The organism is Tenacibaculum pacificus (assembly GCF_027941775.1).
GTDB lineage: Bacteria > Bacteroidota > Bacteroidia > Flavobacteriales > Flavobacteriaceae > Polaribacter > Polaribacter pacificus_A.
In genome coordinates, this window is the sequence record NZ_CP115917.1 from 2,752,378 (window position 1) to 2,778,265 (window position 25,888).

A 25,888-nucleotide genomic window follows, 5' to 3' on the forward strand; every position below is an offset into this window, starting at 1 on the left:
TTATGAATTTAACACTTAAAGTTTGGCGTCAGAAAAACGCAAGTGATAAGGGAAAGATGGTCGATTACCAAGTAACCGAGATTTCTGAGCATATGTCTTTCTTAGAAATGATGGATGTACTTAACGAGCAAATAATTAATAAAGGTGACGAGCCTGTTGCATTTGACCATGATTGTCGTGAAGGAATTTGCGGTATGTGTTCTATGTATATTAATGGTGAAGCTCATGGACCTGATAGAGGTGTAACTACGTGTCAATTACACATGCGTATGTTTAAAGATGGTGATACAATTACTATCGAACCATTTAGAGCTGCTGCTTTTCCTGTAATAAAAGATTTAGTTGTTGATAGAAGTTCTTTTGAACGTATTCAACAATCTGGTGGATATATTTCTGTAAACACATCTGGTAATACTCAAGATGCAAATGCAATTCCTGTTTCTAAAGAAGCTGCTGATAAAGCAATGGATGCTGCAACTTGTATTGGTTGTGGTGCTTGTGTTGCTACTTGTAAAAACTCTTCTGCAATGTTATTTGTAGGTGCTAAAGTATCTCAATATGCTTTATTACCTCAAGGACAAGTTGAAGCTACTGATCGTGTTTTAAACATGGTAGCTCAAATGGATGCTGAAGGTTTTGGTAACTGTACAAATACTGGTGCTTGTGAAGTGGAATGTCCTAAAGGAATTTCATTAGAAAACATTGCTCGTATGAATACTGAGTTTATGAAAGCTAGTTTAAAAGGATAAATCCTTTTTTATATATAAATTAAAAATCCCGAGTGAAAACTCGGGATTTTTTTTGTTTAATTTTGCATTCAATTTATTTAATCAATTATGAAAAAATTACAATTTTTAATTATAACTATTTCAACAATCTTTTTAATTTCTTGTAAATCAGAAATACAAAAAACGACTCCTAGTACACCGATTTCAAAATATAATTTTACAACCGATTTAATATTAAATGATATTAAAACTTTATCTTCTGATGAATTCGAAGGTAGAAAAACAGCTACTCAAGGAGGAATAAAAGCAAAAAATTATATAAAAGAGCGTTTTAAAAAACTAAATGTAACACCACTTATTGAAAACTTCGAACAACCTTTTACTTTCAATAAAGGAAAAGATACATATAATGCTATTAATGTTTTAGGACTTATTAAAGGTACAAAATATACTGATAAATACGTTGTATTATCTGCTCATTACGACCATTTAGGTACTATAAATGGGAAGATTTTTAATGGTGCTGATGATAATGCTTCAGGTGTTGCTACCTTATTAGCTTTTGCTGAATATTTTAAAAAATATCCTCCAAAACATAATGTGATATTAGCTTCTTTTGATGCTGAAGAAATAGGTTTAAAAGGTGCTTATTATTATGCAGATAATTCTATAATTGATTTAAATAAAATAGTCTTAAACTTAAATTTTGATATGATTTCAAGAAGTGATAGTAAAAAACTATTCGCTGTAGGAACTCGTTATACACCAATATTAAAAGAAACAATAACTTCATTAGATAAAGTTGGAGAAGTTGAATTACTTATAGGACATGAAGGTTTAGATAGCTCGGAAAACTGGACAAACTCTAGTGATCATTCAGCCTTTCATAAAAAAGATATTCCATTTATATATTTTGGTGTGCCAGATCATGAAGATTATCACAAAGCCACCGATATTTATGAAAACATCGATCAAAAATTTACCGTTGATGCTATTCAAACAGTTTTAAATGTGTTCACTAAATTAGATGCTAAAGAATTATAAAACTACTATTATTTAACATTTTATATAAAAAATCCCGAGTGAAAACTCAGGATTTTTTGTTTAAAATTTACTTAGAAGCTAGTGTATTTTTAGCACTTACATGCCCTTTAATTTTTATTCGTTTACTTTTTGCATTAGAAACAATAGTAAACATTTTAGAAAAACCTCCTATTCTATTGGTATCATAAGAAACTGCTATTTTACCTTTTTCACCAGGCATAATTGGGTTTTCTGGTTTCTTTGGAACGGCACATCCACAAGTAGATACCACTTGTTTAATAATTAAAGGAGCATCACCAATATTTGTAAACTCAAATACACGATTTTTTTCTGATCCTTGTGTAATTTTTCCGTAATCAATAGACTCTGTTACAAACTTAAATTCTTGTGCATTTACAGATAATGCCATTAAAAAAACAGCCGATAATGTTAAAATTGTTTTCATATTATTGAAGTTTTAGTATTAATTTACGTCGAAAGTAATTTTTTTTATCCTTGATAAAAAAACAAAGTATATACATCAAAAAAAGAAGTATAAACTGCAATTAAAAAGCTAAAACAGTATTATGTACTTAACAAATAGCCTTTAGTACTTATTATTTTGTTGAATCAGCAAATTTTAGTTACTTACAAAAACTATGATTAAACTAAATAAAAAAGATAGTGCTCAGGCATTAATTCACGTACTTTTTTGGCTACTTTTTACTTTTGTATCATTATTTGTATTTACACGCTATTATTGGACTGAAAACCCATTTTTATATTATTTTTTTATCCTTGTAGTTATCGTTTATGCAAACAATCAAATACTGTTACCTTTTTTTGTAAAGAAGAAATGGTATGTATTATACAGCGTTATTTTTATGCTGATTTCATTTTTAGCAACACAATTGTATTGCTATGTTTTTGCACGTTGCGGATGTTCAGTTATGAAATGTTTAAGTGATTATTTATGGCAAACTTTAACACCTTTATTGTTTTTTTCATTTATATGGATGTTATTTCGATATATAAATCAATCCGAAGAAGTAGCAAGAATTCAACAAGAAAAAACAGCTATGGAATTGAAATTTTTAAAATCGCAAATCAACCCACACGTGCTATTCAATAATTTAAATACTATTTATGCATACGCTATTGAAAAACCCGAAAAAGCACCCGATTTAATTTTAAAATTATCAGACAATTTAAAGCATGTTTTATATGAAAGTAATTCCGAAAAAGTAAGCTTAGCTAAAGAAATTCAGTTTTTAGATAATTATATAGTTTTCCATAAAATCAGAACAGAAGGACTCAAAGAAATAGAATATCAGACTTCAACAGATTCTGAAAATTATAAAATAGCACCACTATTGTTAATTACTATTATTGAAAATGCTTTTAAACATAGTACTATTAATAGTGTTATATCAATAATAATTAAAGCAGATAAAAATAAATTAACCTGTATTTGTACGAATAATTATGATATCAAAAAGATAAAAAACACAAATACTATCGGGCTAGAAAATTTAAAAAAGCGATTGAACTTATTGTATAAAAACAACTATGAATTATCTATTGATGCTACAGATATTTTTACAGTATCATTAACGTTAAATTTAATCTAAAAAAGCATGGATTGTATTATTATTGAAGATGAACTTCCTGCACAAAATATCATAAAAAATTACATTCGTAAAATTCCAGATTTAGAAGTAATTGCTACTTTTCAAACTGCTATGAAGGCTAATGAATTTTTTAAAAATAATACTGTTGATATCGTTTTTTTAGATATTAATTTACCCGATATTTCTGGATTAGATTTTATAAAAACAATTAAAAACCCACCAAAGATAATTATTACAACTGCTTATCCTGATTATGCTGTTTCAAGTTTTGAACTAGATACTATTGTCGATTATTTAGTAAAACCTTTTTCTTTTGATAGATTTTTAAAAGCTGTTTCTAAAGTTGAAAAACAATTAAATTTATCCGAAGAAAAAAAGAAAGAAGCGCTCTTTTTAAATGTAGATAAAACAATTTATAAAATTTATATTGATGATATTTTGTACTTAGAATCGGACAGAAATTATGTAACTTTTTTTACTTCGGATAAAAAATTAACCATAATTGATTCTTTAAAAAATTGGAAAGACACTTTAAATGATACTCAATTTATACAGATTCATAAATCGTATATTATAAATATCAAAAAAATGGTAAAATTCACAGGAACCAATCTTTTTATCGACTCTAAAAATTTACCGATTGGAAGAACCTATAAAAAAACACTATTGGCGCATTTAAAAACGAACCAATAGTATTTATCGATAATATTAAACGGTTATTTTATCGTGTATTTTTGTTGGAGTATGATTATTCCAAATCGTTAATATATCAGTAGCTACACTTGCTCCACTACCAGCTGCTATTGCAAACTGACTACGCCAACCAGCTAAAGTTCCGCAAACATATAAACCTTCTTTTATTAAGTGATTAAAGTTACGAAGCTGTATTCTATCTTTCATCACATTTGCTCGCATATGTGGCTCTATATATTGTTCTAAACCTGCTATTTCAAACGGTTTTGCATAATTTAAAGCAACTACAACCAACTTACTGTAATGTTCACCTTTATTGGTGATAACTTTATAGCCATTTTCATCATCTAAAACAGCAATTACTTTTTCATTTTCAAATTGTAATACTGATGGATATTTCTTTTTTAACTGTGCTTTTCCTTCTTTTAAAATATCACTTCCTAATGTTGCTTCAGGTAAACCTAAAACATTATTAAATAAAGCATCTTGTAAATGAGAAGCTCTTTGATGCATTAAAATACCTATTTTTTTATCTTTGGCATACTCTTTTTACATGTGCCGATCCTAAAACCAAAGCACATTGCATCCCCGAAACTCCTCCTCCTATAATTAATACGTCAAAAATCATTAAGAAAATAATATTTTAATATTGGCAGCAAACAATTTAACCGCTATTGCTAATAAAATAACTCCAAATATTTTTTGAATAATTTTAATACCATTGGCACCAATAAATTTCTCAATTTTTACTGAAGTTTTTAAAACGATATATATCAATATTACGTTTAAAAAGATAGCTATTAATATATTTTCAAAATCATATTCTGTTTTGATAGATAATAAAGTTGTTAAACTTCCTGGACCAGCAATTAATGGAAAAGCAATAGGAAATACTGATGCATTTAATGCCTCATCTTCATCATCTTTATAAAGTGTAATTCCTAAAATCATTTCTAAAGCGATAAAAAATAAAATAAAAGAACCAGCAACAGCAAACTCTTCTACTGCAACACCTAAAAACTTCAATAAATTTTCACCTAAAAATAAAAATACAACCATAATAACACCAGCTATTATTGATGCTTTTTCAGACTGAATATGTCCTGCTTTTTTACGCAAATTAATAATGATTGGAATGTTACCAATAATATCAATAACAGCAAACAATACCATAAATGCCGTTATTATTTGTTTTAAATCAAAGTTCATTTATATTATTTTTTAAGTGACAAATTTATATATGTTAAATAACAAAAACCTATTTTTGCAGCCTAAATATACATTAAGTTTTTGTAAACGTAATGTTTTTAACTTTAGTATTTATGTTCCAATTAGGAAAAACACTTGTGTCAGAAGATCTTTTTGATAAAGATTTTGTTTGTAATATAGCTGCCTGTAAAGGCGCTTGTTGTATTGATGGAGATGCTGGTGCGCCATTAGAAAAAGAAGAAACTAAAATTTTAGAAGATATCTACCCTAAAATTAAACCATTTCTTCGCAAAGAAGGTATTGATGCTATTGAAAAACAAGGTACATGGGTTACTGGTGATTTTGGCGAGTTAGAAACTCCTTTAATTAACGGTGCTGACTGTGCGTATGTTATTTTTGATGATAAAAACACCGCTTTATGTGCCATTGAAGAAGCATATAATCAAGGAGTTGTTGATTGGAAAAAACCTGTTTCTTGTCATTTATATCCTGTTCGAGTAAAAGAATATAGTGAGTTTTCGGCAGTAAATTATGATAAATGGGATATTTGTGATGATGCTTGTTCTTTAGGAAAAGAGTTACAAGTACCTGTTTACAAATTCGTAAAACAAGCTTTGGTCAGAAAATTTGGTCAAAACTGGTATGACGAATTAGAAGAAATAGCCGAAAAAAGAAAAAAAGAGTAATTATTTTTCAATAAAAAATGACGCTGTTAAGCGTCGTTTTTGTTTTTTATAAATATAGTTTTGATATCTTTTTTAAACTGTATAAATGTTATCAAAAATAAAAAAGAGAAGCCTTTCGACTTCTCTTTAATATAATTTTTGACTTTTAATTTATTGGTTTTAAGAACCACACATTAAGCAATCATCATCAGGAGCTCCATTTTTAGAAGCATCTATCATTGCTTTATATTCTTCAGCACTCATTGGTTTATCTTCTTCAACAACGTCTACTTTCTTTTCAATATTTAAGGTAAACTGCTTGGCATTTACTGCCGATTTAGTACGTAAATAATACATTCCTGTTTTTAAACCAACTTTATGGGCATAAAAATGCATCGAAGTTAATTTAGCATAATCAGGATCTTTCATAAATAAATTTAACGATTGAGATTGATCGATAAAATATCCTCTATCACGAGCCATATCAATAATATCTTTCATACTCATTTCCCAAACCGTTCGATATAAATCTTTTAAATCTTGTGGAATAGTCGCAATATGTTGGATAGATCCGTTTGCACGCATAATATCTTCCTTCATTGAATTATCCCATAAATTAAGCGCTACTAAGTCTTCTAATAAATGTTTGTTAACAACAATAAACTCACCAGATAATACTCTACGAGTATAAATATTAGAAGTATATGGTTCAAAAGCTTCGTTATTTCCTAAAATTTGAGAAGTAGATGCAGTAGGCATTGGTGCTACTAATAAAGAGTTACGAACACCATGTTCTACAACTTCTTTACGTAAACTTTCCCAATCCCAACGACCGCTTAAATCGGCTTCTGTTACGCCCCACATATCTTGTTGAAACTCTCCTTTAGACATTGGCGAACCTTTAAAAGTAGAATATGGTTCTTTAGCTTTTGCAATTTCCATTGATGAAGTTACCGATGCAAAATACAAAGTTTCAAAGATTTCTTTATTTAACTTTTTAGCTTCATCCGAAGTAAAAGGCATGCGTAACATAATGAAAGCATCAGCAAGTCCTTGAATACCTAATCCTACCGGACGATGACGCACATTAGAATTTTCTGCTTCAATAACAGGATAATAATTTCTATCAATAACCGTATCTAAGTTTCTAATTACTTTTTTAGTTACTTTATATAATTCATCATGGTCAAAAAACTTTGTTCCGTTTTTATCTTCAGCAATAAACATTGGCATTGCTATAGATGCTAAATTACATACTGCTACCTCATCTTCGGCAGTATATTCCATAATTTCGGTACATAAGTTTGAAGAACGAATAGTTCCTAAATTCTTTTGATTCGATTTACGGTTTGCAGCATCTTTGTATAACATGTACGGCGTACCTGTTTCAATTTGCGACTCTAAAATTTTCTCCCATAATTCACGTGCTTTTATGGTTTTTCTACCTTTTCCAGCAGCTTCATACCCTGTATACAAACGGTTGAATTCTTCACCATAAGTATCAAATAAATTTGGGCATTCTTGCGGACACATTAATGTCCAATCAGCATCTTGCTGTACACGTTCCATAAATAAATCAGAAATCCACATAGCGTAAAATAAATCACGTGCTCTCATTTCTTCTTTACCATGATTTTTCTTTAAATCTAAAAAATCAAAAATATCAGCATGCCAAGGTTCTAAATACATGGCGAAAGAACCTTTACGTTTTCCTCCTCCTTGATCTACATAACGTGCCGTGTCGTTAAACACTTTTAACATCGGTACAATACCGTTCGATGTTCCGTTAGTTCCAGCAATATAACTTCCTGTAGCACGGATATTATGTAAAGACAAACCAATACCACCAGCTGATTGCGAAATTTTTGCAGTTTGCTTTAAAGTATCGTAAATTCCTTCGATACTATCATCTTGCATTTGTAATAAAAAACAAGAAGACATTTGTGGTTTAGGCGTTCCTGCATTAAATAATGTAGGCGTTGCATGGGTAAAATATTTTTTACTCATTAACTCATAAGTTGCTATTGCTTCATCAATATCATCTTTATGAATACCAATAGAAACACGCATTAACATGTGTTGCGGGCGCTCTGCAATAGTTCCATTTAATTTTAATAAATAAGAACGTTCTAAGGTTTTAAAACCAAAGTAATCATAATTAAAATCACGACTATAAATAATTGTAGAGTCTAATTTATCAGCATTTTTTTGGATGATATCATATACATCATCAGCTAATAAAGGTGCTTTTTTATCTGTACGAGGATTTACATATTGATATAAATCAGTCATCGTTTCAGAAAACGATTTTTTGGTACTTTTATGTAAGTTAGATACTGCTATTCTTGCCGCTAATTTTGCATAATCAGGATGAGCAGTAGTCATTGTAGCAGCAACTTCTGCCGCTAAATTATCTAATTCCGAAGAAGATACGCCATCATATAATCCTTCAATTACACGCATTGCTACTTTTACAGGATCTACAATTTCATTTAACCTATAACATTCTCTTCGAACCCTTTCGGTAATTTTATCAAACATCACTGGCTCTTTACGACCATTTCTCTTTGTTACATACATATTATTATTCGGTTTAATTTTATTGATAATATCACTAAAAAATAAAATTTAAAGTGAATTATCTATTTTTAAAAAAATTGAGAATTTAAAAAATTATAATAATAATAATTTTTTTATTTAAAATTCAGCATCAAAGCTGATATCACCTGTACCTCCACCAGAAACACCTGCTTTTTGATATTCTGAAACTCTTTTTTCAAAGAAATTTGTTTTCCCTTCTAAAGAAATCATTTCCATAAAATCAAATGGATTTGTAGAGTTATATTCTTTGTCACAACCAAACTCTAATAATAATCTGTCAGTTACGTACTCTAAATACTGTGTCATTAATTTAGCATTCATACCAATTAAACTTACAGGTAACGATTCTGTGATAAATTCTCTTTCAATAGTAAGTGCATCTAAAATAATTTCACGAATACGTGATTTAGGCACTTTATTTACAATATGATGATTGTGTAAATGCACAGCAAAATCACAATGCATTCCTTCATCTCTTGAAATTAATTCATTCGAAAAAGCCAATCCAGGTAATAAACCTCTTTTCTTTAACCAGAAAATTGAACAAAATGATCCTGAGAAGAAAATACCTTCAACAGCTGCAAAAGCAATTAAACGTTCTGCAAACGAATCTGATTCAATCCATTTTAATGCCCAATCTGCTTTCTTTTTAATTGCTGGAAAAATTTCAATTGCTTTGAATAATTGATCTTTTTCAGCTTCATTTTTTACATAACTATCTATTAATAATGAATATGTTTCTGAATGTACATTTTCCATCATTATTTGAAAACCATAGAAAAATTTTGCTTCAGAATATTGTACTTCATTTACAAAATTTTCGGCTAAATTTTCATTTACAATTCCATCAGAAGCTGCAAAAAAAGCTAAAACATGTTTGATGAAATAACGTTCATCTTCGCTTAATTTAGTTTCCCAATCTATAATATCTACAGATAAATCTATTTCTTCGGCAGTCCAAAAACAAGCTTGTTGTTTTTTATACCAGTCCCATAAATCATCATGTTGAATTGGAAAAATTACAAATCTATCTTTATTTTCTTGTAAAATCGGTTCGATTGCAGCCATTATTTTGTGTGCTAAATTATGTTTGTTATTTTGCGTTATTGGGGGGCAACAAATATCCATAAATTTACTAAAATTAGAAAGCTTTACTTATTCACAAATCCCTTGAAGTTTTCAACAAACTGAAAAAAAGTATAAAACAAATTTATTTCTATAAAATATTAAAACACTCAAAAACAAGTGTTTAAAAATAAAAAACAAGCTTGAGTAGTGATTATCACAGAGTTCCATGTTTTGATTTTATTCAAAAAAAAAGTGATGTAAAAACATCACTTTTTAAACACATTTTAAAGCTTATTTCTCTACTTTTAAAACATCTTTTATAATTTCTTCTAACTGTTTTTTAGGTAATGCACCATTAGCCCTTTGAGGCGCTTCTCCCATAGGACAAAATAACATTGAAGGAATGCTTCTAATGTCAAAAGCTGCAGCTAATTCTTGTTCTGCCTCTGTATCTATTTTATAGATATCTATTTTACCTTCATATTCATTACTTAATTCTTCTAAAATTGGTGCTAATGCTTTACAAGGACCACACCAATCTGCATAAAAATCAATTAATACAGGTTTATCTCCCTCAAACTTCCACTCTTTATTTTCTTCAAAATTAAACACTTTTTTTAAAAAAGTTTCTTTCGTTAAATTTTCTGTCATCCTGTTTGTCTTAAATTACTACTTATTTTACTTGAAAATTTTCAAGTATAAAGATAGTCGTTTTTATTTTTGAAAAGTTACAAGAGCTATACTTTAGTGTTAAAGTCATATTAAAAAAGTGTTTTACCTATTTTTTTCGGCTAACTTTGAAACAATTAACTAACTTTTATATCATTGAAAAAACTTCTATTTTCAGTTCTTTGCGCAAGTACAATGATAATATCTTGTAAAAAAGAAAATCAACTTAAAAAAAATACGATTGTGAACTATCCAAAAACGACTAAAAAACCTATTGTAGATGATTATTTCGGAACAAAAATAACCGATAATTATCGTTGGTTAGAAGATGACAAAAGTTCAGAAACTGAAAATTGGGTAAAAGCCGAAAATGAAGTTACTTTTAATTATTTAAGTAAAATTCCGTATCGTGAGCAATTAAAAGATAGGTTGTCAGAATTATGGAATTACGAAAAATTAGGAACGCCTTTTAAAGAAGGTGACTATACCTATTTTTATAAAAATGACGGATTACAAAATCAAGCTGTTTTATATAGAAAAAACTCCGAAGGAAAAGAAGAAATTTTCTTAAATCCAAATACTTTTTCTGAAGATGGAACAACCTCATTAGGTTCGGTAAGTTTTACTAAAGATGGAAGTATTGTTGCCTATTCAATTTCTGAAGGAGGAAGTGATTGGCGAAAAATTATTGTTTTAAATACCAAAACTAAAGAAATTATTGGTGATACTTTAATCGATGTAAAATTCTCTGGAATCGCTTGGAAAGGCAACGAAGGTTTTTACTATTCTAGCTACGATAAGCCTGAAGGAAGCGAATTATCAGCAAAAACAGACCAGCATAAATTATATTATCATGCTTTAAATACACCACAAAAAACTGATAAAGTTATTTTTGGAGCAACATCTGAAGAAAAAAACAGGTATGTAGGCGGTTATTTAACTGAAGATAACAAATATTTAATTATTTCTGCGGCTACTTCAACATCAGGAAATAAATTATTTTTAAAAGATTTAACAACTACAAACAGTAAGTTAGTTACAATTACAGATAATTACGATAACGATACGTATGTAATTGACAGCCGTGGCGATAAATTATATTTAGTAACAAACTTAAATGCACCAAATAAAAAAATAGTAACGGTGGATGCTAAAAATCCGACACCAGAAAATTGGACAGATTTTATTGCAGAAACTGAAAACGTATTATCACCATCAACAGGAGCTGGATATTTTTTTACAGAATATATGGTTGATGCTGTTTCTAAAGTTTTACAATATGATTTTGATGGAAAATTAATCCGTGAAGTAACACTTCCAGGTGTTGGTTCTGCTGGTAGTTTTGGCGGAAAAACGAAAGCTAAAGAAATCTATTTTTCATTTACAAACTACAATACACCAAGTTCATCTTATAAATTTAATCCTGAAGATGGAACGTATGTTTTATCTTGGAAACCTGAAATTTCTTTCAATGCTGATGCTTACGAAAGTAAACAAGTATTTTATACATCAAAAGATGGAACAAAAGTTCCGATGATAATTACCTATAAAAAAGGATTAGAATTAAACGGAAAAAACCCAACTATTTTATATGGTTATGGCGGATTTAATGTCAGTTTAACACCTGCTTTTAGCATTGCAAACGCCGTTTGGATGGAACAAGGCGGAGTATATGCCGTTCCTAATTTACGTGGTGGTGGTGAATATGGTAAAAAATGGCACGATGCAGGAACGCAATTAAAAAAACAAAATGTGTTTGACGATTTTATCGCTGCTGCCGAATATTTAATCAATCAAAAATATACTTCTTCTGATTATTTGGCAATTCGTGGAGGTTCAAACGGTGGATTATTAGTTGGTGCAACAATGACACAGCGCCCCGATTTAATGAAAGTCGCTTTGCCTGCCGTTGGAGTTTTAGATATGTTACGTTATCACACGTTTACTGCGGGTGCAGGTTGGGCTTATGATTACGGAACATCTGCCGATAACAAAGAAATGTTCGATTATTTAAACGGATATTCTCCTGTGCACAACGTTCAAAAAGTGGCGTATCCTGCAACTATGGTAACCACTGGCGATCATGATGATCGTGTAGTTCCTGCGCATAGTTTTAAGTTTGCGGCTGAGTTACAAGACAAGCAACAAGGCGAAAACCCTGTATTAATTCGTATTGAAACAAATGCTGGTCATGGTGCTGGAACTCCCGTTGCCAAAACTATCGAACAATATGCCGATATTTTCGGATTCACATTATATAACATGGGATTTGAAAAATTACCTTATCAAGATAAAAAGTAAAACATCAATAAAAATCATAAAAAACCGATGCGAAAGTATCGGTTTTTTTATGTTTATAATTTGGGCGTTACCACAAGGGTCGCGCTTTCCGCACTCGCTTTTTTTATTTTTTCAAAAGAAAAATAAAAAAGAGCTCAAACAATTGCTTCAATCGCTAACGCAAGAAGTATTTAACTTTTAAAAATAATTTCGATAACTTTATTAAAATTAGAAACTTTATTTTTGCATCTATGCTACAAGTTAACAATATTACCTTCGGATATTCTAAAGAAAAAATAATACTAAAAAACATTAATTTCTCTCTTAAAAAAGGAGAACATTTATGTCTTTTGGGTGAAAGTGGTTGCGGAAAATCAACTTTATTAAAAGCTATTTACGGGTTATTAAATCTAAACGAAGGAACTTTATTTTGGAACGATTTTCAAATTTTAGGACCTTCACATCATTTAGTACCAGGTGTTGATTTTTTTAAATACGTTGCTCAAGATTTCGATTTAATGCCATTTATTTCTGTTAGCGAAAATATTAAAAAGTTCTTATCTCGTTTTTATCCTGAGGAATCTCAAAAAAGAACCGACGAATTATTAAACGTCATAGAAATGACCGAATTTGCAAACGTAAAAGTCAAAAATTTAAGTGGCGGACAACAACAACGAGTTGCAATTGCAAGGGCTTTAGCAAAAGAACCTGAATTATTATTACTAGATGAACCTTTCGGACAGATAGATAATTTCAAAAAAAACTCATTACGTAGAAACTTATTTTCTTATCTGAAAGAAAAAAATATTGCTTGTATTATAGCAACTCACGAAGGTAGTGATGCCCTTTCTTTTGCTGATAAAATGATTGTAATTAAAAACAGTCAAATAATTGCAAATGATACGCCCAAAAAAATATACGAAAATCCGAAGTTAAAGTATGTAGCAACTTTATTTGATGATGTAAACGAAATTAAAATTGATAATAATGTTGTTTTATTATATCCACATCAAATATCAATTGTTACAAATTCTTATGAGAAAGCTATTGTTTTAAAAACTTATTTTAAAGGTTCATATTGGTTAATTGAAGCGAATTATAATAGTCAGAATATCTTTTTTAAGCATTCTTTAAACATCGAAATAAACGAAATAATATCATTAAAATTTAATGATATTATTTAAATAAAAGATACACTTTTTTACCTGTATAATTATCAATATTAATAAAGTGTATCTTAAATTTAGTTATTAAAAAACTGACATTACTTTTTGTTCCATATTATTAAAAACAAAAGTATCACCTGCTTTTTTACCTAATAATAAACTTCCTATTGGCGATGAAACAGAAACTGCAAAATAAGTTTCATCATCAACAATAATTTTTCCTGAACTAATACTTAAAAAAAAGAGGCTTTCGTTGTTTTAATAACGCTTCCTAAATGGGCAATTTCAGAGGTATTTTCAATATTTATTTTAGAAAGTATTTCTTTCATTTTTACAATTCCATGAAGTTGTTGCCCTGCTTTTTCCATTTCTAATTGTAGCATTGCTCTGCCTGTTTCGTGCTTATCACCTGCCGAACTTTTAGTTTCAGATTCTAATCCTTTTTGATTAGATATCATAATTTCTTCCACTGTTTTTAAACGATTTGCTACATAAATAACGCATTGTTCATACAGTTTTTCTTTAATCTTCATATAAATATTTTGTATTGATAAGGTTTAAAAATTTTCAAGATATTATAAACCTTATCTTTTATAACTTGGTATATTAGTTGTAATGTATAAAATTAAACCTTAAAAAGTACTACTATGAAATTATTTGGAATATTAATTTTTGTATGCATATTTACACAATGTGCTAGTGTTAAATTAAATGATGATTTACCTTTTAGTATAAAAAAAGCATCTTATACTATTGTTAATAACACTGTTTATAACAGTAATTTAATAATTGAATTTACATCCGATGAAATTGTTGATTTTAAAAAGGTGTATTTTCAAGATAAAATAATGAATCCTATTATTGAACATAAAATGGATAAAAAATATATTATTGCACATCATAATTCATCAATAAATCAAGATAAAAAAGATTTCGTTTTAAATGCTGATTCTCAAAAAGAATACGGAAATACAGCTCCTAAAATCAATAAAAAATCCCCTTTTAATTTGAATGATAATGAAGCTATTATCAGCTATAAAATTGCTGATAAAATTTATACTTATAAAATTAAAAACATCAGTAAAAAAACTAATTAAGTTCTATAAAAATCAAGTATTTAACTCTCAATTTTATTTTGGCATGTAATTTGATTTATTAAATATATCCATAAAATCAATGCTTATGAAATCATTAAAACTACTCTTATTATTTATTACCGCAAGTATAACATTTTCTTCTTGTGTGATTCAAGATAATATGATTAATAATTTTGAAGATGTTGATAACATTCCTTTTTCGTTAAGCGAATACATATCGAGCTATGATTTATGGTATGTTGATTATCATAGAACTGATGGTTCTGGCGATGTTCCTTTTTTATCAAGAGCCTTTACAATTTCGTTTATAAATGGAAATATGTATGCAAATAATAATATTGTTGATATCGGAAAAACAGGAAATGGACTTGGTATTTTAGTCGGGAATTATGGAACAAATGGTACTATTTTAGAAACTAAACATGATATTGATGGTTATCATACTTTTGAAGTATTTCAATTAACTGAAAATGAAATTAGAATTGATGATTTAAATGAAAATGTAAGTTATTTTTTAATTGGATATCAAAAAAACACTTTTGATTATGATAAATTGTTTTACGATAACATCGAATATTTTTTACAAGAATATGTTGCTTGGGAAAGAATAGATGAAGAAGGTGGATATGAAAATCCTTTTGATAATGAACACTTTTTGCAGTTTACCCCTGAAGATGATGTAACATTTTATTCTTCTCATGACTCTTTTGGTACGAACATTGATTACATTAAATGGGATTTTGTTGGAGGTTATAATATCGCTGATATTTCAGGTAATAATGATTTAAAAATTTTAACACTTAATTATGATAGTGGAGATACCGAAAAATTTAAACTAAGCGTTATAAATGATCAAACAATTTCATTGTTTCATTTAAGTTCAGAAACTACCTATACTTTTTATGGTAAAGGATTTCTAGAACTTTTAAAAAGTAAAAATAAAAACACAATAAAATCAGCTGTAAGAAATAATAACAGAAAGCGTACTAAAATAAAACGTAAAATGGTTGATCTATAATATTTAAGAAAGTTTGGTTAGTTGATTTTGGTTGGGGTAGTAGCCGACTAAAACAAACCGCTCTAGCAATAGAGCGGTTTTTGTTTTTTATAATTTTTCGATATACTTAAAATATTTTACCTTTATAAAAAACAAAAACATGCAACAAACCGCCTTAATTACAGGTGCCACCTCTGGTATTGGTAAAGCTACCGCAAAACTATTTGCTAAAAATAATATCAACCTTATTATTTGCGGAAGACGTCCTGAAAAACTAAAAGAACTTCAGCAAGAGCTTGCTACTTTAACAAAAGTACATACCCTACAATTTGATGTTCGTTATAAAGAACAAGTGCAAAATGCCATTAATAGTTTGCCTGATGACTTTAAACATATTGATATTCTGATTAATAATGCAGGAAATGCTCATGGATTAAGTAGTATTCAAGACGGAAGTATTGATGATTGGGATGCAATGATTGATGGAAATGTAAAAGGATTATTGTATGTTTCAAAAGCAATAATTCCTCAAATGGTAGATAGAAATAATGGTTTTATTTTAAATATCGGTTCTATTGCTGGGAAGGAAGTGTATCCAAATGGAAATGTTTATTGTGCGTCTAAATTTGCTGTAAATGCTTTAAATAAAGGAATGCGTATTGATTTAAATAAACATAATATTAGAGTTTCAGCAATTCATCCAGGTCTTGTAGAAACTGAATTTTCAGAGGTGCGTTTTAAAGGTGATACTGATAAAGCTAAAACTGTATATGAAGGCTACAAAGCTTTACAACCTGAAGATATTGCCGATATTATTTATTTTGTTATCAGCAGACCTTATCATGTAAATATTGAAGATTTAGTTGTGTATCCTACGGCACAAGCTAGTCCTACTATTCTTAATAAAAATGTATAAATTGTATCTTTTTTAGTTTGATAAAATAATAGCAGAAAAATAGAAGTTCTATTTTTCTGTTATTATTACATCATTTTAGTATCCTTATCCTAAATACTTATTACTCTTTTATATTTTTTTCTGATAACTGATTAATATATTTTCCAACAACAATAGCCGTTATTACAACTAAATAAATTTGTCCCATCAAACCGATTAATATGGCTGTTTTATGAGCTAATTTACTTACAGGATAAATATCTCCATAACCTATTGTTAAAAGTGTAATGTAACTAAAGTACATTAGGTTTTCGAATAAAAATTCAGCTTTATCAACAATATTTGTTTGTACAAAATGAAATGATCCTGGAGTTGATATTTCAATACTTATACAAATAAAAAAACCAATTAAACCAAGCGAAATATAACCACTTATAAGTCCTAATATTACATTTTTATTAATTTCTACAGCCCTCCATACTTGCTTTATTATTTCATAAGTTACAACGATATAAAATAAAAAATAACTAATTAATTTTATATAATTCGATAATACTTGATTAGAATTACTTAATAAATCAGAACCAAAAAGAATCGCTGAAATTATCAATAGTAATACCGAAAACCACATCAATATTTTCCTTTTTGATATCAATAAAATACCTGCGGATAAATTAATTAGAAATAAAATAGGCGATAATATTTCATCAAAAAAAACTTGAGGAACAATTAACGACCCAAATAAAATTGCTAATTGACTGAAAAAGAAAAATTCAAAACGATGATTATATAATTTATCTAACATTACTTAATATGTTTTATATAAAAAAAAGAATTAACTTTTAACTTTACTAATTCCTGCTATTTATCTGATTAATTTTTACACAAATTTACAGCAATAAAAGAAGTTTTACTTTTGATATTAAGTAGTATTTTTTACAAGTAATAATTTAAAAAAATCAAACTAATTTCTTCCTCTTATAATCTTTTTGTTAAGACTTCTTTTTATCAAAAAACAAGCGGTCTTTTTAAGTATCTTTAAACAAAAAAACTTGTCTCTTGATTAACAAACGCCTTTTAATTAAAAACTTACTTTCCCATAACGATGAAAACAGTTTTTATGATAAAAAGCAAAAACTATCGTTACACTCGAAAGAAGGAAAAGCTAAATTTATAAAACATGTATGTGCTTTATCAAATTCAAATCCGGGAAACAATTCTTACATTGTAATTGGGGTTGAAGATGAAGATAATAAAATTATGGGAGTAGATTTTTATGATGATAGTAAAATTCAAAACCTAGTGAATGCTTACTTAAATAATTCGCCAAAAATAGAATACGAAAATGTTCCTTTTCCTCGATTACCACGCTATAAAGTTATAGGATTAATCACTATTTACCCTAACGATAAAATTAGTTCTCTTGTTAAAACTATTTGGAAATACAATAAAGGAACTGTTTTTTTTCGCAGAGGAAGTAACTCTTTACCCGTTGAAAACAATTTTATATCAAATGATTTAAATAGTAATATTGTTGCCGCTATTGAAAAAAATTCGAGTAACAACATACAACTAACCCTTGATGGTGTTTTTGATTTTATCAATAATCACAAGTCTAAATACAATCCAAAATACAAGGTATTTAACGAGCAATTTGTGCTTTGTTGGGCAGGGAAAAAAAAGTAATTAACAATAAAGAATTTTATACACGTGTTGATATTGAGTTGATAAATGAACAAGTACGTTTATTTTTTTCTGCCTTAGATGCTGTTAAAATTAACTATAATGAGCAATCATTTATTGTTACCGAATATATTGTATTAGGTATTGATAAAAGTGAAAAACAGTATCCTCTAGAAAAAACTAGCATACATTTTAAAGATAATGGAAGGTATGATATTAGTACCGAGTTTTTATTTAAGCCTCCACTTTACAACCATACTATCCTTAAACATATATATAATAATAATAAAATGCTCATTTCAAAAATTGAACAACAGCAACCATTATCTATAACCGAACATAAAAACATTTTAAAACTGCCAACCTCTTCTTTAATTTGCTATTTAAATGGTTTTTTAGATGCACCTGAGCAATTAAAGAAAGTAAAAAATTACATTAAAAATTTAAGAGATAAAACTACTTATATCAAATATAAAGAAGCAATGCGAGTAATACGAAAAGTTAGATATAATTAATGAGTTTTTATAATATGAAACTACTTTAGTCGAAGGTGAAATACTATGTATAAAAAAAATAAACAAATATTATTTAGAAAGAACATTTATACGTAAAAACAAGTCATAAAATTAACCTTATAAAAGATTTTTAAGTATTTAAATTTATATAAAAAAAGGCTTTACTAATAAAGTAAAGCCTTTTTTTATATAACTAATTATTTAATTATTTTCCACCATCTAATTCATCTTGCCACTTCAATAATGCTTCCCATTTCCCTTCATAAGCTAATTTAGCTTGTTTTGGCCACGTTGTTGGTTTATGTATTCTGTAACGATCTCCACCGCTATTTAATACTTCTTGACATTTTTCTATAGAAGCTTCAGATAATTGTTTCCATGTCTTAATATCAAAATCATGAAATAATCCTTCAATTTTAGGTCCTATACCTTCTACAATTTTCAAATCATTTTCTTTAATTTTTTTACCAAAAACACTTTTTGCTAATTCATTATTAAATGGTATTAACGTTACAGTTGTTGTTTTTAAGGTAGTTAAAGAAGCTGCTAAACTTAAGTTTTTTGATTCTACCTCTTTTAAACTTAATGCTATACCTGATTTATTCTTCTCACAATGTTTTAGATCTTTTTTAGTAGTATCTAAGGCTGTTTTTAATTTTGACTTTTCATCACTACAAGATTTTAAAGATACTTCAAGCTTACTTATCTTACTGTTTAAAATAGTAATATCTTCATTATTGTTGCCTTTTCTAAAAAGTCTACCCAATAAATATCCCAATAAAGCACATATAATTCCAACTAATAATGGAATTAACCAACATGCTATGTGTATTATTAATAAATTCATAATTTATTTATTTTTAGTTAATTGTTACAATTGATCTTCTATTTTTTGCTCTCCCTTCTTTAGTAGCATTAGTTGCTATAGGAGTTGTTTCACCTTTAGAAACGGTATTAATTCTTGTTTTTATTATTCCACTTCTTGTAAAATATTCTTTAATAAATTCAGCTCTTTGTTTACCTATAACTAAATTTCTACTAGCACTTCCTGTATTATCTGTATGTCCAGTAATTAAACAAAATGAATTATCTACCTTATCTAAATAAGTAGATATGTTTACTATTTTTCTACGCTGATTATGTGAGAAATTTAATGTTGTTTTTCCACTATTAAAGTTTAATAATAATGGGTTTGATTCTATTTCTTTAATAATTGAATTTATTAATTTAGAATAATCTTTTGATTTTCCAACACTTAATTTTAAAGGTGTTTTCATAACATTATTTTCATCAACAATCATATTATCATCTAATTTACCTTCAATATCAATTATTTTTGTAGGTATTCCTTGACCAGCTACGTAATTTTTAAACGAAATAGCTCTAGCCATTCCTATGTTAGGAAAAATAGAATTGTTAACCTCATCACTAGTATAATAACCTGTAATAGATAATGATTTTTCATTTTCTTTCGCTAAAAAATCTTTTAACTTACCAATTTTAGAATTTAACTCACCCGATATTGGTGATGAAAAATTTATACTTGATTTATTAAACTTTACTCCATCATTTAAGGGTATTCCAATAGTACCATTAGCATTATATGTACCAAAAGATAGTGTAGGTTGCTTATCAACTACTACTTCAACTTTTTTGGGTATTTTTTCATTTTTTTTAATTTCTTTTTTACAACAACAAAATTTCCAATACAAAAATGATCCTAAAATAATTGTTATAAAAATACCTAGTAAGTAAATTATTTTCTTGTTCATACGTATTTAATTTATTGACTGTTAATTTATTAAAAAAAATGAAGAAATAAAATATATGATAAAATATATCTATTTGAAACAAATACATAAAAAAAGTCACATCTTTCGATGTGACTTTTTAATTTTATGATTGTTATATTTACAACAAATATAATGCTATTATAAATCAAATTTAATTCCTTGCGCTAAAGGTAATTCATCAGAATAATTTATCGTATTTGTTTGACGTCTCATATATACTTTCCAAGCATCAGAACCAGACTCACGTCCACCACCAGTTTCTTTTTCACCACCAAAAGCACCACCAATTTCAGCACCAGAAGTTCCGATGTTTACATTTGCAATACCACAATCAGAACCAGCGTATGATAAAAACTTTTCAGCCTCTTTCAATTCATTAGTCATTATTGCTGATGATAATCCTTGAGCAACACCATTTTGTTTTTCAATAGCATTTTCAACTTCTCCAGAATATTTCATTAAATATAAAATAGGAGCAAAAGTTTCACGTTGAACTATTTCAAAATGATTTTCAGCTTCAATAATTGCTGGTTTTACGTAACATCCGCTTTCGTAACCTTCACCTTCTAAAACACCACCTTCAACTAATACGTTTCCACCTTCAGCTTTTGCTTTTTCAATAGCAGCTAAATAAGTGTTTACCGAATCTTTGTCAATTAATGGTCCAATATGATTTGTTTCATCTAAAGGATTTCCAATTGTTAACTGCCCATAAGCACCAACAATAGCATCTCTTACTTTGTCATATACTGATTCATGAATAATTAATCTACGAGTAGATGTACAACGTTGTCCACAAGTACCAACAGCACCAAATACAGCACCAGGAACAACTACTTTTAAATCGGCAGTTGGGGTGATAATAATTGCGTTATTTCCTCCTAATTCTAATAATGATTTTCCGAAACGTTGTGCAACAGTTGCACCAACAATACGTCCCATTCTTGTAGACCCTGTAGCAGAAACTAAAGGAATACGAGTATCGGTAGTCATCATTTCACCAACTTTATAATCTCCATTGATGATAGAAGAAATTCCTTCAGGTAAGTTATTTTCTTTTAATACATCAGCAATAATATTTTGACAAGCAATAGAACATAAAGGTGCTTTTTCAGAACCTTTCCAAACACAAACATCACCACAAATCCAAGCTAAAGCAGTATTCCAAGCCCAAACAGCCACTGGAAAATTAAATGCAGATATAATACCAACTACACCAATTGGATGCCATTGCTCTCTCATTACGTGTCCTGGACGCTCAGATGGAATTGTTTGTCCATTTAACTGACGTGATAATCCAACAGCAAAATCACAGATATCAATCATTTCTTGAACCTCTCCGTAACCTTCTTGTAAAGATTTCCCCATTTCGTAAGAAACTAACTTACCTAATGGCTCTTTTAAATCTCTTAATTTATTACCAAACTGACGAACAATTTCTCCTCTTTGTGGAGCTGGCATATTTCTAAAAGACTTGTATGCTTTTGTAGCCGTTTCCATTACTTTGTCGTAATCTTCTCTTGTAGTAGCTTTTACTTTTCCTATTAATTTACCATCAACAGGTGAATAACTTTCAATAATTTCTCCATTAGAGAAATTTACAGAACCTGTAGAAGTTCCATCATTAATATCTTTTACTCCTAATTGAGCCAAAGCTTCTTTGATTCCGAAATCTGTCATTTTGTTTTAAATTTAAATTGAACCACGAAATTACAAATAATTTAACAAATGTGTAAATCAAACATAAATTGTTATTTTGTTCATAATTAAACAATCGATAAACATCTTATTTTACATTTATTTTAAAAAAATATATAATATTATTTAAGAAACTATTTAACTTGTTAAATAATTGATTTTTATAAAAAAAGACACTTTAACTTAAAGAATAAAACTCTTATAATGCTATTTTTGTAAACCCTTATGAAAGAACACATTTTTAAAATATCATCGGAAAAAGAGTTTAGCAAAGTTGCTTTACAAGTATTTAAACATCAATTTAAAAATAATAGAGTGTATCGGTCTTTTTGTGACTTACTACACATACATTATTCAGATATTACTAAAATTGAAGAAATCCCTTTTTTACCTATTCAATTTTTTAAAACAAAACAGATTCTTTCATCAACAGATATAATTCAAGAAACATTTTCAAGTTCTGGAACAACAGGAAGTATTACTAGTAAACATCATGTTACTGACTTATCATGGTATGAAACGAGTTATTTAAAAGGATTTGATTATTTCTATGGAGATATAAAAGAATATGCCGTTTTAGCTTTATTACCTAATTATTTAGAACGAAAAGGCTCATCATTAGTATATATGGTAGATGATTTAATTAAAAAATCGAACCATACAGAAAGTGGATTTTATCTAAATAATTTAGATGAATTAGCAAAAAAACTCATCGAATTAGACAAAAAAGGACAAAAAGTACTGCTTATTGGTGTTTCATTTGCATTGTTAGATTTAATTGAAAAGCATCAATTTAACCTAAAACACACTATTGTTATGGAAACTGGTGGTATGAAAGGACGTAGAAAAGAACTAATTAGAGCAGAATTACATCAAGTTTTAAGTACTGGTTTTGGTGTTTCACAAATTCATTCAGAATATGGTATGACAGAATTATTAAGCCAAGCATATTCTAAAGGAAATGGTATTTTTAATTGCCCACCTTGGATGCGTATTTTAATTAGAGATACCGAAGATGCTTTAACTATTTTATCTAAAGAAAAAAATGGAGGGGTTAATATTATTGATTTAGCAAACTATAATTCTTGTTCGTTTATAGCAACTCAAGATTTAGGAAAAGTACACGCAGATAATAGTGTTGAAATTATAGGTCGCTTTGATAATTCAGACATTCGTGGTTGTAATTTAATGGTATTATAAATTGTTTTTGTAATCTAACGGAAATCTCATCGACTATTTAAAAAAGTATAAAACGATGAAACATATTATTACATTATTTTTTTTAACTATTTCTACAACATTATTAGCTCAAAAATTAGATTATAATACTGAAAAAGGTACTGTTGCAAAAGGCTACGATATAGTTGCTTATTTTTCAAATAAAGTAGTTGAAGGAAGTAAAAAAATAACCTTTAAACATAACAATGTTAATTTTAGATTTTCTAATAAAGAGAATTTAAATAAATTCAAAGAAAACCCTAACAAATATATACCACAATATGGAGGGTATTGTGCGTATGCACTGGGTAAAAAAGGAAAAAAAATAGATATCAACCCTGAAACTTTTGAAATAAGAAACGGTAAACTCTATTTATTTTACAATTCTTGGGGAAGTAATACGTTAAACCTTTGGAAACAAGAAAATACTGAAAAGTTAAAAAAACAAGCCGATATTAATTGGCAAAAATTAAATCATTAATTGATTTAAAATGTTGCTGGGGGGCAACGATTAAGAGCTGATATATTCAGCTCTTTTTTTTGATATATTTTAACTTAACCTTATTTTTATCCTTATTTTAGCTAGCAAAAACTAGCTATGATCAATTTTTCTTTTTTAACCAGAAAAAAATTCAAAAAGAATTACAAGAAACTGAATTCGATATTTTAATTATTGGTGGTGGTATTACTGGCGCAGGTATTGCATTAGATGCAGCATCAAGAGGGATGAAAGTTGCATTAATTGAAAAAAATGATTTTGCATCGGGTACTTCAAGTAAATCAACAAAATTAATACACGGTGGTTTACGTTACTTAAAACAATTCGATTTTTGGTTAGTAAAAGAAGTAGGTTCTGAACGTGCAATTGTACATAAAATAGCACCACATTTAGTCATCCCTGAAAAAATGATTTTACCATTAATTGATGGTGGTACTTATGGAGCTTGGTTAACTTCTATCGGATTAAAAATTTACGATGTATTAGCTTCTGTAGAAGGAGATGATAAACGTAAAATGCTTGATAAAAAAGAAGCGCTAGAAATAGAACCTTTATTACCTGAACATATTTTAAAAGGAGCTGGTTATTATGCTGAGTATCGTACAGATGATGCTCGTTTAACTATTGAAGTATTAAAAACGGCAAGTCAATATGATGCACAAATACTTAATTATACAAAAGCAGATACCTTTATTTATGAAAATAATAGAGTAGTAGGAGCAAAAGTGACCGATATTTTTAATAATGAAAGCTATAATATTAAGGCAAAATATGTTGTAAATGCAGCAGGACCTTGGGTTGATGAATTACGTCAACTTAATAACTCAAAAATTGGAAAAAGACTTCATTTAACAAAAGGTGTGCATTTAGTAGTTGCTCACGAAAAATTCCCCATAAAACAATCTGTTTATTTTGATGTTCCTGATGGACGCATGATGTTTGCAATTCCTCGTGGAAAAGTAACCTACTTTGGTACTACAGATACCAATTTTCAACAAGATAAAAACACCGTAAAAATAGATATTACAGATACTATTTATTTAATAGCGGCTGTAAATAATATGTTTCCTAATGTACATTTAACCATCGATGATATTCAATCATCGTGGGCAGGTTTGCGCCCGTTAATTCATGAAGAAGGAAAATCAGCTTCAGAACTATCTCGTAAAGATGAAATTTTTGTTTCTGATACTAAATTAATTTCTATCGCTGGTGGTAAATTAACTGGATATCGTAAAATGGCAGAGCGTACTGTTGATTTAATCGCTAAAAAAATGGTGCGCCGTTTTGAAATTGAATTTGAACCTATACAAACAGAAGATATTTTATTAACTGGTGGACCTTTTGAAGATTATAAATCTGTAAAAAAATATGTAACAGAAGTTTATGATACTTTAAAAAAAGATAGTTTTACTAAAAAAGAGGCTGAATATTTAGTCCATAATTACGGAAGACAAACAAATATCATTTTAGATAAGTTTAATACTCTTGAAGAAAAAAATATAGAACTTCGATTATTAAAAGCAGAAATTTGGTTTACAATTCAATATGAAATGACCTGTACACCTACTGATTTTTTTATGCGTAGAACTGGTCGTTTATTTTTTGATAAACCTAGTGTTAATAACTATAAAAATGAAGTTTTAAAAGAGTTTACAAACTACTTTAATTGGTCTGATTTAGAAACCGAAAAACATCGACAAGAATTAAAATCTAAAATAAAAATGACTGTAAATTTTAACTAATTATTAGTTAAAGGT

Annotated in this window: 23 protein-coding genes and 2 pseudogenes; 14 read left to right on the forward strand and 11 right to left on the reverse strand. The window is 28.4% G+C overall.

The window, feature by feature from the left end; genetic code table 11:
* Positions 1–2: 2 nt before the first annotated feature.
* Both PG913_RS12635 and PG913_RS12640 read left to right on the forward strand, forming a co-directional pair.
* Positions 3–749 carry a succinate dehydrogenase/fumarate reductase iron-sulfur subunit gene (locus PG913_RS12635; RefSeq protein WP_271231027.1) on the forward strand — a complete coding sequence of 249 codons (747 nt, stop codon included), beginning with the start codon at positions 3–5 and terminating at the stop codon, positions 747–749.
* Positions 750–836: 87 nt separating this feature from the next.
* Positions 837–1,772, forward strand: a complete 936-nt coding sequence (locus PG913_RS12640) for a M28 family peptidase (protein WP_271231028.1) — start codon at positions 837–839, stop codon at positions 1,770–1,772.
* A 67-nt stretch (positions 1,773–1,839) separates the two neighbouring features.
* Here the strand turns inward: PG913_RS12640 and PG913_RS12645 are convergent, their stop codons facing one another.
* Positions 1,840–2,217: a DUF1573 domain-containing protein gene (locus PG913_RS12645; RefSeq protein ID WP_271231029.1), complete on the reverse strand. Its 378-nt coding sequence runs from the start codon at positions 2,215–2,217 to the stop codon at positions 1,840–1,842.
* A 193-nt stretch (positions 2,218–2,410) separates the two neighbouring features.
* On the opposite strand from PG913_RS12645, the gene PG913_RS12650 reads away from it, so the two are divergent.
* Both PG913_RS12650 and PG913_RS12655 read left to right on the forward strand, forming a co-directional pair.
* Positions 2,411–3,382, forward strand: a complete 972-nt coding sequence (locus PG913_RS12650) for a sensor histidine kinase (RefSeq protein WP_271231030.1) — start codon at positions 2,411–2,413, stop codon at positions 3,380–3,382.
* Between the two features lie 6 nt (positions 3,383–3,388).
* Positions 3,389–4,075, forward strand: coding sequence for a LytR/AlgR family response regulator transcription factor (locus PG913_RS12655; protein WP_271231031.1), 687 nt, complete (start codon positions 3,389–3,391; stop codon positions 4,073–4,075).
* Between the two features lie 15 nt (positions 4,076–4,090).
* Here PG913_RS12655 and PG913_RS12660 read toward each other — a convergent pair.
* Positions 4,091–4,703, reverse strand: a pseudogene (locus tag PG913_RS12660) (NAD(P)/FAD-dependent oxidoreductase).
* Complete coding sequence (locus tag PG913_RS12665; protein WP_271231032.1) at positions 4,703–5,284, reverse strand: MarC family protein; 582 nt, start codon at positions 5,282–5,284, stop codon at positions 4,703–4,705. The pseudogene PG913_RS12660 and the gene PG913_RS12665 overlap by 1 nt, the downstream one beginning before the upstream one ends.
* 113 nt (positions 5,285–5,397) lie before the next feature.
* Here PG913_RS12665 and PG913_RS12670 point away from each other — a divergent pair, with 113 nt between their 5' ends.
* The gene (locus tag PG913_RS12670; protein ID WP_271231033.1) at positions 5,398–5,970 is read left to right on the forward strand and encodes a DUF3109 family protein; all 573 of its coding nucleotides are present in this window, start codon (positions 5,398–5,400) and stop codon (positions 5,968–5,970) included.
* 159 nt (positions 5,971–6,129) lie between these two features.
* On the opposite strand, the gene PG913_RS12675 is transcribed toward PG913_RS12670, so the two are convergent.
* The 3 genes from PG913_RS12675 to trxA all read right to left on the reverse strand — a co-directional run bounded on the left by PG913_RS12675 (position 6,130) and on the right by trxA (position 10,269).
* Complete coding sequence (locus PG913_RS12675; RefSeq protein WP_271231034.1) at positions 6,130–8,529, reverse strand: ribonucleoside-diphosphate reductase subunit alpha; 2,400 nt, start codon at positions 8,527–8,529, stop codon at positions 6,130–6,132.
* A 117-nt stretch (positions 8,530–8,646) separates the two neighbouring features.
* Positions 8,647–9,618, reverse strand: coding sequence for a ribonucleotide-diphosphate reductase subunit beta (locus PG913_RS12680; protein WP_271231035.1), 972 nt, complete (start codon positions 9,616–9,618; stop codon positions 8,647–8,649).
* Positions 9,619–9,909: 291 nt separating this feature from the next.
* Positions 9,910–10,269, reverse strand: coding sequence for a thioredoxin (trxA, locus tag PG913_RS12685; RefSeq protein WP_271231036.1), 360 nt, complete (start codon positions 10,267–10,269; stop codon positions 9,910–9,912).
* Between the two features lie 213 nt (positions 10,270–10,482).
* Between trxA and PG913_RS12690 the strand changes: the two genes are divergently transcribed.
* Positions 10,483–12,588 carry a prolyl oligopeptidase family serine peptidase gene (locus tag PG913_RS12690; RefSeq protein WP_271231037.1) on the forward strand — a complete coding sequence of 702 codons (2,106 nt, stop codon included), beginning with the start codon at positions 10,483–10,485 and terminating at the stop codon, positions 12,586–12,588.
* A 230-nt stretch (positions 12,589–12,818) separates the two neighbouring features.
* Positions 12,819–13,751, forward strand: coding sequence for an ABC transporter ATP-binding protein (locus PG913_RS12695; protein WP_271231038.1), 933 nt, complete (start codon positions 12,819–12,821; stop codon positions 13,749–13,751).
* Positions 13,752–13,966: 215 nt separating this feature from the next.
* Here PG913_RS12695 and PG913_RS12700 read toward each other — a convergent pair whose 3' ends face one another.
* Positions 13,967–14,266, reverse strand: coding sequence for a hypothetical protein (locus tag PG913_RS12700; RefSeq protein WP_333780764.1), 300 nt, complete (start codon positions 14,264–14,266; stop codon positions 13,967–13,969).
* Positions 14,267–14,380: 114 nt separating this feature from the next.
* Here PG913_RS12700 and PG913_RS12705 point away from each other — a divergent pair, with 114 nt between their 5' ends.
* From PG913_RS12705 to PG913_RS12715, 3 genes are all read left to right on the forward strand, one after another.
* The gene (locus tag PG913_RS12705) at positions 14,381–14,830 is read left to right on the forward strand and encodes a hypothetical protein (RefSeq protein WP_271231039.1); all 450 of its coding nucleotides are present in this window, start codon (positions 14,381–14,383) and stop codon (positions 14,828–14,830) included.
* An 85-nt stretch (positions 14,831–14,915) separates the two neighbouring features.
* Entirely contained in the window at positions 14,916–15,848 is a 933-nt protein-coding gene (locus tag PG913_RS12710) for a hypothetical protein (protein ID WP_271231040.1), read from the forward strand.
* A gap of 139 nt (positions 15,849–15,987) precedes the next feature.
* A complete protein-coding gene (locus PG913_RS12715; protein ID WP_271231041.1) occupies positions 15,988–16,743 on the forward strand; it encodes an SDR family NAD(P)-dependent oxidoreductase in 756 nt (251 codons plus the stop codon).
* Positions 16,744–16,843: 100 nt separating this feature from the next.
* Here the strand turns inward: PG913_RS12715 and PG913_RS12720 are convergent, their stop codons facing one another.
* Positions 16,844–17,527 (reverse strand): ion channel, encoded by a 684-nt coding sequence (locus PG913_RS12720; RefSeq protein ID WP_271231042.1) that lies wholly within the window; start codon positions 17,525–17,527, stop codon positions 16,844–16,846.
* 254 nt (positions 17,528–17,781) lie between these two features.
* Between PG913_RS12720 and PG913_RS12725 the strand changes: the two are divergent.
* Positions 17,782–18,920 (forward strand): annotated as a pseudogene (locus PG913_RS12725) (DUF5929 domain-containing protein).
* 205 nt (positions 18,921–19,125) lie between these two features.
* On the opposite strand, the gene PG913_RS12730 reads toward PG913_RS12725, so the two are convergent.
* The 3 genes from PG913_RS12730 to amaB form a co-directional block, all read right to left on the reverse strand.
* The gene (locus PG913_RS12730; protein WP_271231043.1) at positions 19,126–19,767 is read right to left on the reverse strand and encodes a hypothetical protein; all 642 of its coding nucleotides are present in this window, start codon (positions 19,765–19,767) and stop codon (positions 19,126–19,128) included.
* Between the two features lie 13 nt (positions 19,768–19,780).
* On the reverse strand, positions 19,781–20,692 hold the full coding sequence (locus PG913_RS12735) for an OmpA family protein (RefSeq protein WP_271231044.1): 912 nt from the start codon (positions 20,690–20,692) through the stop codon (positions 19,781–19,783).
* A 159-nt stretch (positions 20,693–20,851) separates the two neighbouring features.
* Positions 20,852–22,393 carry an L-piperidine-6-carboxylate dehydrogenase gene (gene amaB / locus PG913_RS12740; protein ID WP_271231045.1) on the reverse strand — a complete coding sequence of 514 codons (1,542 nt, stop codon included), beginning with the start codon at positions 22,391–22,393 and terminating at the stop codon, positions 20,852–20,854.
* A gap of 243 nt (positions 22,394–22,636) precedes the next feature.
* On the opposite strand from amaB, the gene PG913_RS12745 reads away from it, so the two are divergent.
* The 3 genes from PG913_RS12745 to PG913_RS12755 all read left to right on the forward strand — a co-directional run bounded on the left by PG913_RS12745 (position 22,637) and on the right by PG913_RS12755 (position 25,873).
* The gene (locus PG913_RS12745; RefSeq protein ID WP_271231046.1) at positions 22,637–23,611 is read left to right on the forward strand and encodes a LuxE/PaaK family acyltransferase; all 975 of its coding nucleotides are present in this window, start codon (positions 22,637–22,639) and stop codon (positions 23,609–23,611) included.
* Between the two features lie 55 nt (positions 23,612–23,666).
* Positions 23,667–24,110 carry a YHS domain-containing (seleno)protein gene (locus PG913_RS12750; RefSeq protein ID WP_271231047.1) on the forward strand — a complete coding sequence of 148 codons (444 nt, stop codon included), beginning with the start codon at positions 23,667–23,669 and terminating at the stop codon, positions 24,108–24,110.
* A 149-nt stretch (positions 24,111–24,259) separates the two neighbouring features.
* Positions 24,260–25,873: a glycerol-3-phosphate dehydrogenase/oxidase gene (locus tag PG913_RS12755; protein WP_271232180.1), complete on the forward strand. Its 1,614-nt coding sequence runs from the start codon at positions 24,260–24,262 to the stop codon at positions 25,871–25,873.
* The last annotated feature ends 15 nt before the right edge of the window (positions 25,874–25,888 follow it).

What these genes read in the sequence shown, in the direction of transcription:
- PG913_RS12635 (WP_271231027.1), top strand. Translation starts at nt 3, where the DNA reads ATGAATTTAACACTTAAAGTTTGGCGTCAGAAAAACGCAAGTGATAAG.
- PG913_RS12640 (WP_271231028.1), top strand. Translation starts at nt 837, where the DNA reads ATGAAAAAATTACAATTTTTAATTATAACTATTTCAACAATCTTTTTA.
- PG913_RS12645 (WP_271231029.1), bottom strand. Translation starts at nt 2,217, where the DNA reads ATGAAAACAATTTTAACATTATCGGCTGTTTTTTTAATGGCATTATCT.
- PG913_RS12650 (WP_271231030.1), top strand. Translation starts at nt 2,411, where the DNA reads ATGATTAAACTAAATAAAAAAGATAGTGCTCAGGCATTAATTCACGTA.
- PG913_RS12655 (WP_271231031.1), top strand. Translation starts at nt 3,389, where the DNA reads ATGGATTGTATTATTATTGAAGATGAACTTCCTGCACAAAATATCATA.
- PG913_RS12665 (WP_271231032.1), bottom strand. Translation starts at nt 5,284, where the DNA reads ATGAACTTTGATTTAAAACAAATAATAACGGCATTTATGGTATTGTTT.
- PG913_RS12670 (WP_271231033.1), top strand. Translation starts at nt 5,398, where the DNA reads ATGTTCCAATTAGGAAAAACACTTGTGTCAGAAGATCTTTTTGATAAA.
- PG913_RS12675 (WP_271231034.1), bottom strand. Translation starts at nt 8,529, where the DNA reads ATGTATGTAACAAAGAGAAATGGTCGTAAAGAGCCAGTGATGTTTGAT.
- PG913_RS12680 (WP_271231035.1), bottom strand. Translation starts at nt 9,618, where the DNA reads ATGGCTGCAATCGAACCGATTTTACAAGAAAATAAAGATAGATTTGTA.
- trxA (WP_271231036.1), bottom strand. Translation starts at nt 10,269, where the DNA reads ATGACAGAAAATTTAACGAAAGAAACTTTTTTAAAAAAAGTGTTTAAT.
- PG913_RS12690 (WP_271231037.1), top strand. Translation starts at nt 10,483, where the DNA reads ATGATAATATCTTGTAAAAAAGAAAATCAACTTAAAAAAAATACGATT.
- PG913_RS12695 (WP_271231038.1), top strand. Translation starts at nt 12,819, where the DNA reads ATGCTACAAGTTAACAATATTACCTTCGGATATTCTAAAGAAAAAATA.
- PG913_RS12700 (WP_333780764.1), bottom strand. Translation starts at nt 14,266, where the DNA reads ATGAAGATTAAAGAAAAACTGTATGAACAATGCGTTATTTATGTAGCA.
- PG913_RS12705 (WP_271231039.1), top strand. Translation starts at nt 14,381, where the DNA reads ATGAAATTATTTGGAATATTAATTTTTGTATGCATATTTACACAATGT.
- PG913_RS12710 (WP_271231040.1), top strand. Translation starts at nt 14,916, where the DNA reads ATGAAATCATTAAAACTACTCTTATTATTTATTACCGCAAGTATAACA.
- PG913_RS12715 (WP_271231041.1), top strand. Translation starts at nt 15,988, where the DNA reads ATGCAACAAACCGCCTTAATTACAGGTGCCACCTCTGGTATTGGTAAA.
- PG913_RS12720 (WP_271231042.1), bottom strand. Translation starts at nt 17,527, where the DNA reads ATGTTAGATAAATTATATAATCATCGTTTTGAATTTTTCTTTTTCAGT.
- PG913_RS12730 (WP_271231043.1), bottom strand. Translation starts at nt 19,767, where the DNA reads ATGAATTTATTAATAATACACATAGCATGTTGGTTAATTCCATTATTA.
- PG913_RS12735 (WP_271231044.1), bottom strand. Translation starts at nt 20,692, where the DNA reads ATGAACAAGAAAATAATTTACTTACTAGGTATTTTTATAACAATTATT.
- amaB (WP_271231045.1), bottom strand. Translation starts at nt 22,393, where the DNA reads ATGACAGATTTCGGAATCAAAGAAGCTTTGGCTCAATTAGGAGTAAAA.
- PG913_RS12745 (WP_271231046.1), top strand. Translation starts at nt 22,637, where the DNA reads ATGAAAGAACACATTTTTAAAATATCATCGGAAAAAGAGTTTAGCAAA.
- PG913_RS12750 (WP_271231047.1), top strand. Translation starts at nt 23,667, where the DNA reads ATGAAACATATTATTACATTATTTTTTTTAACTATTTCTACAACATTA.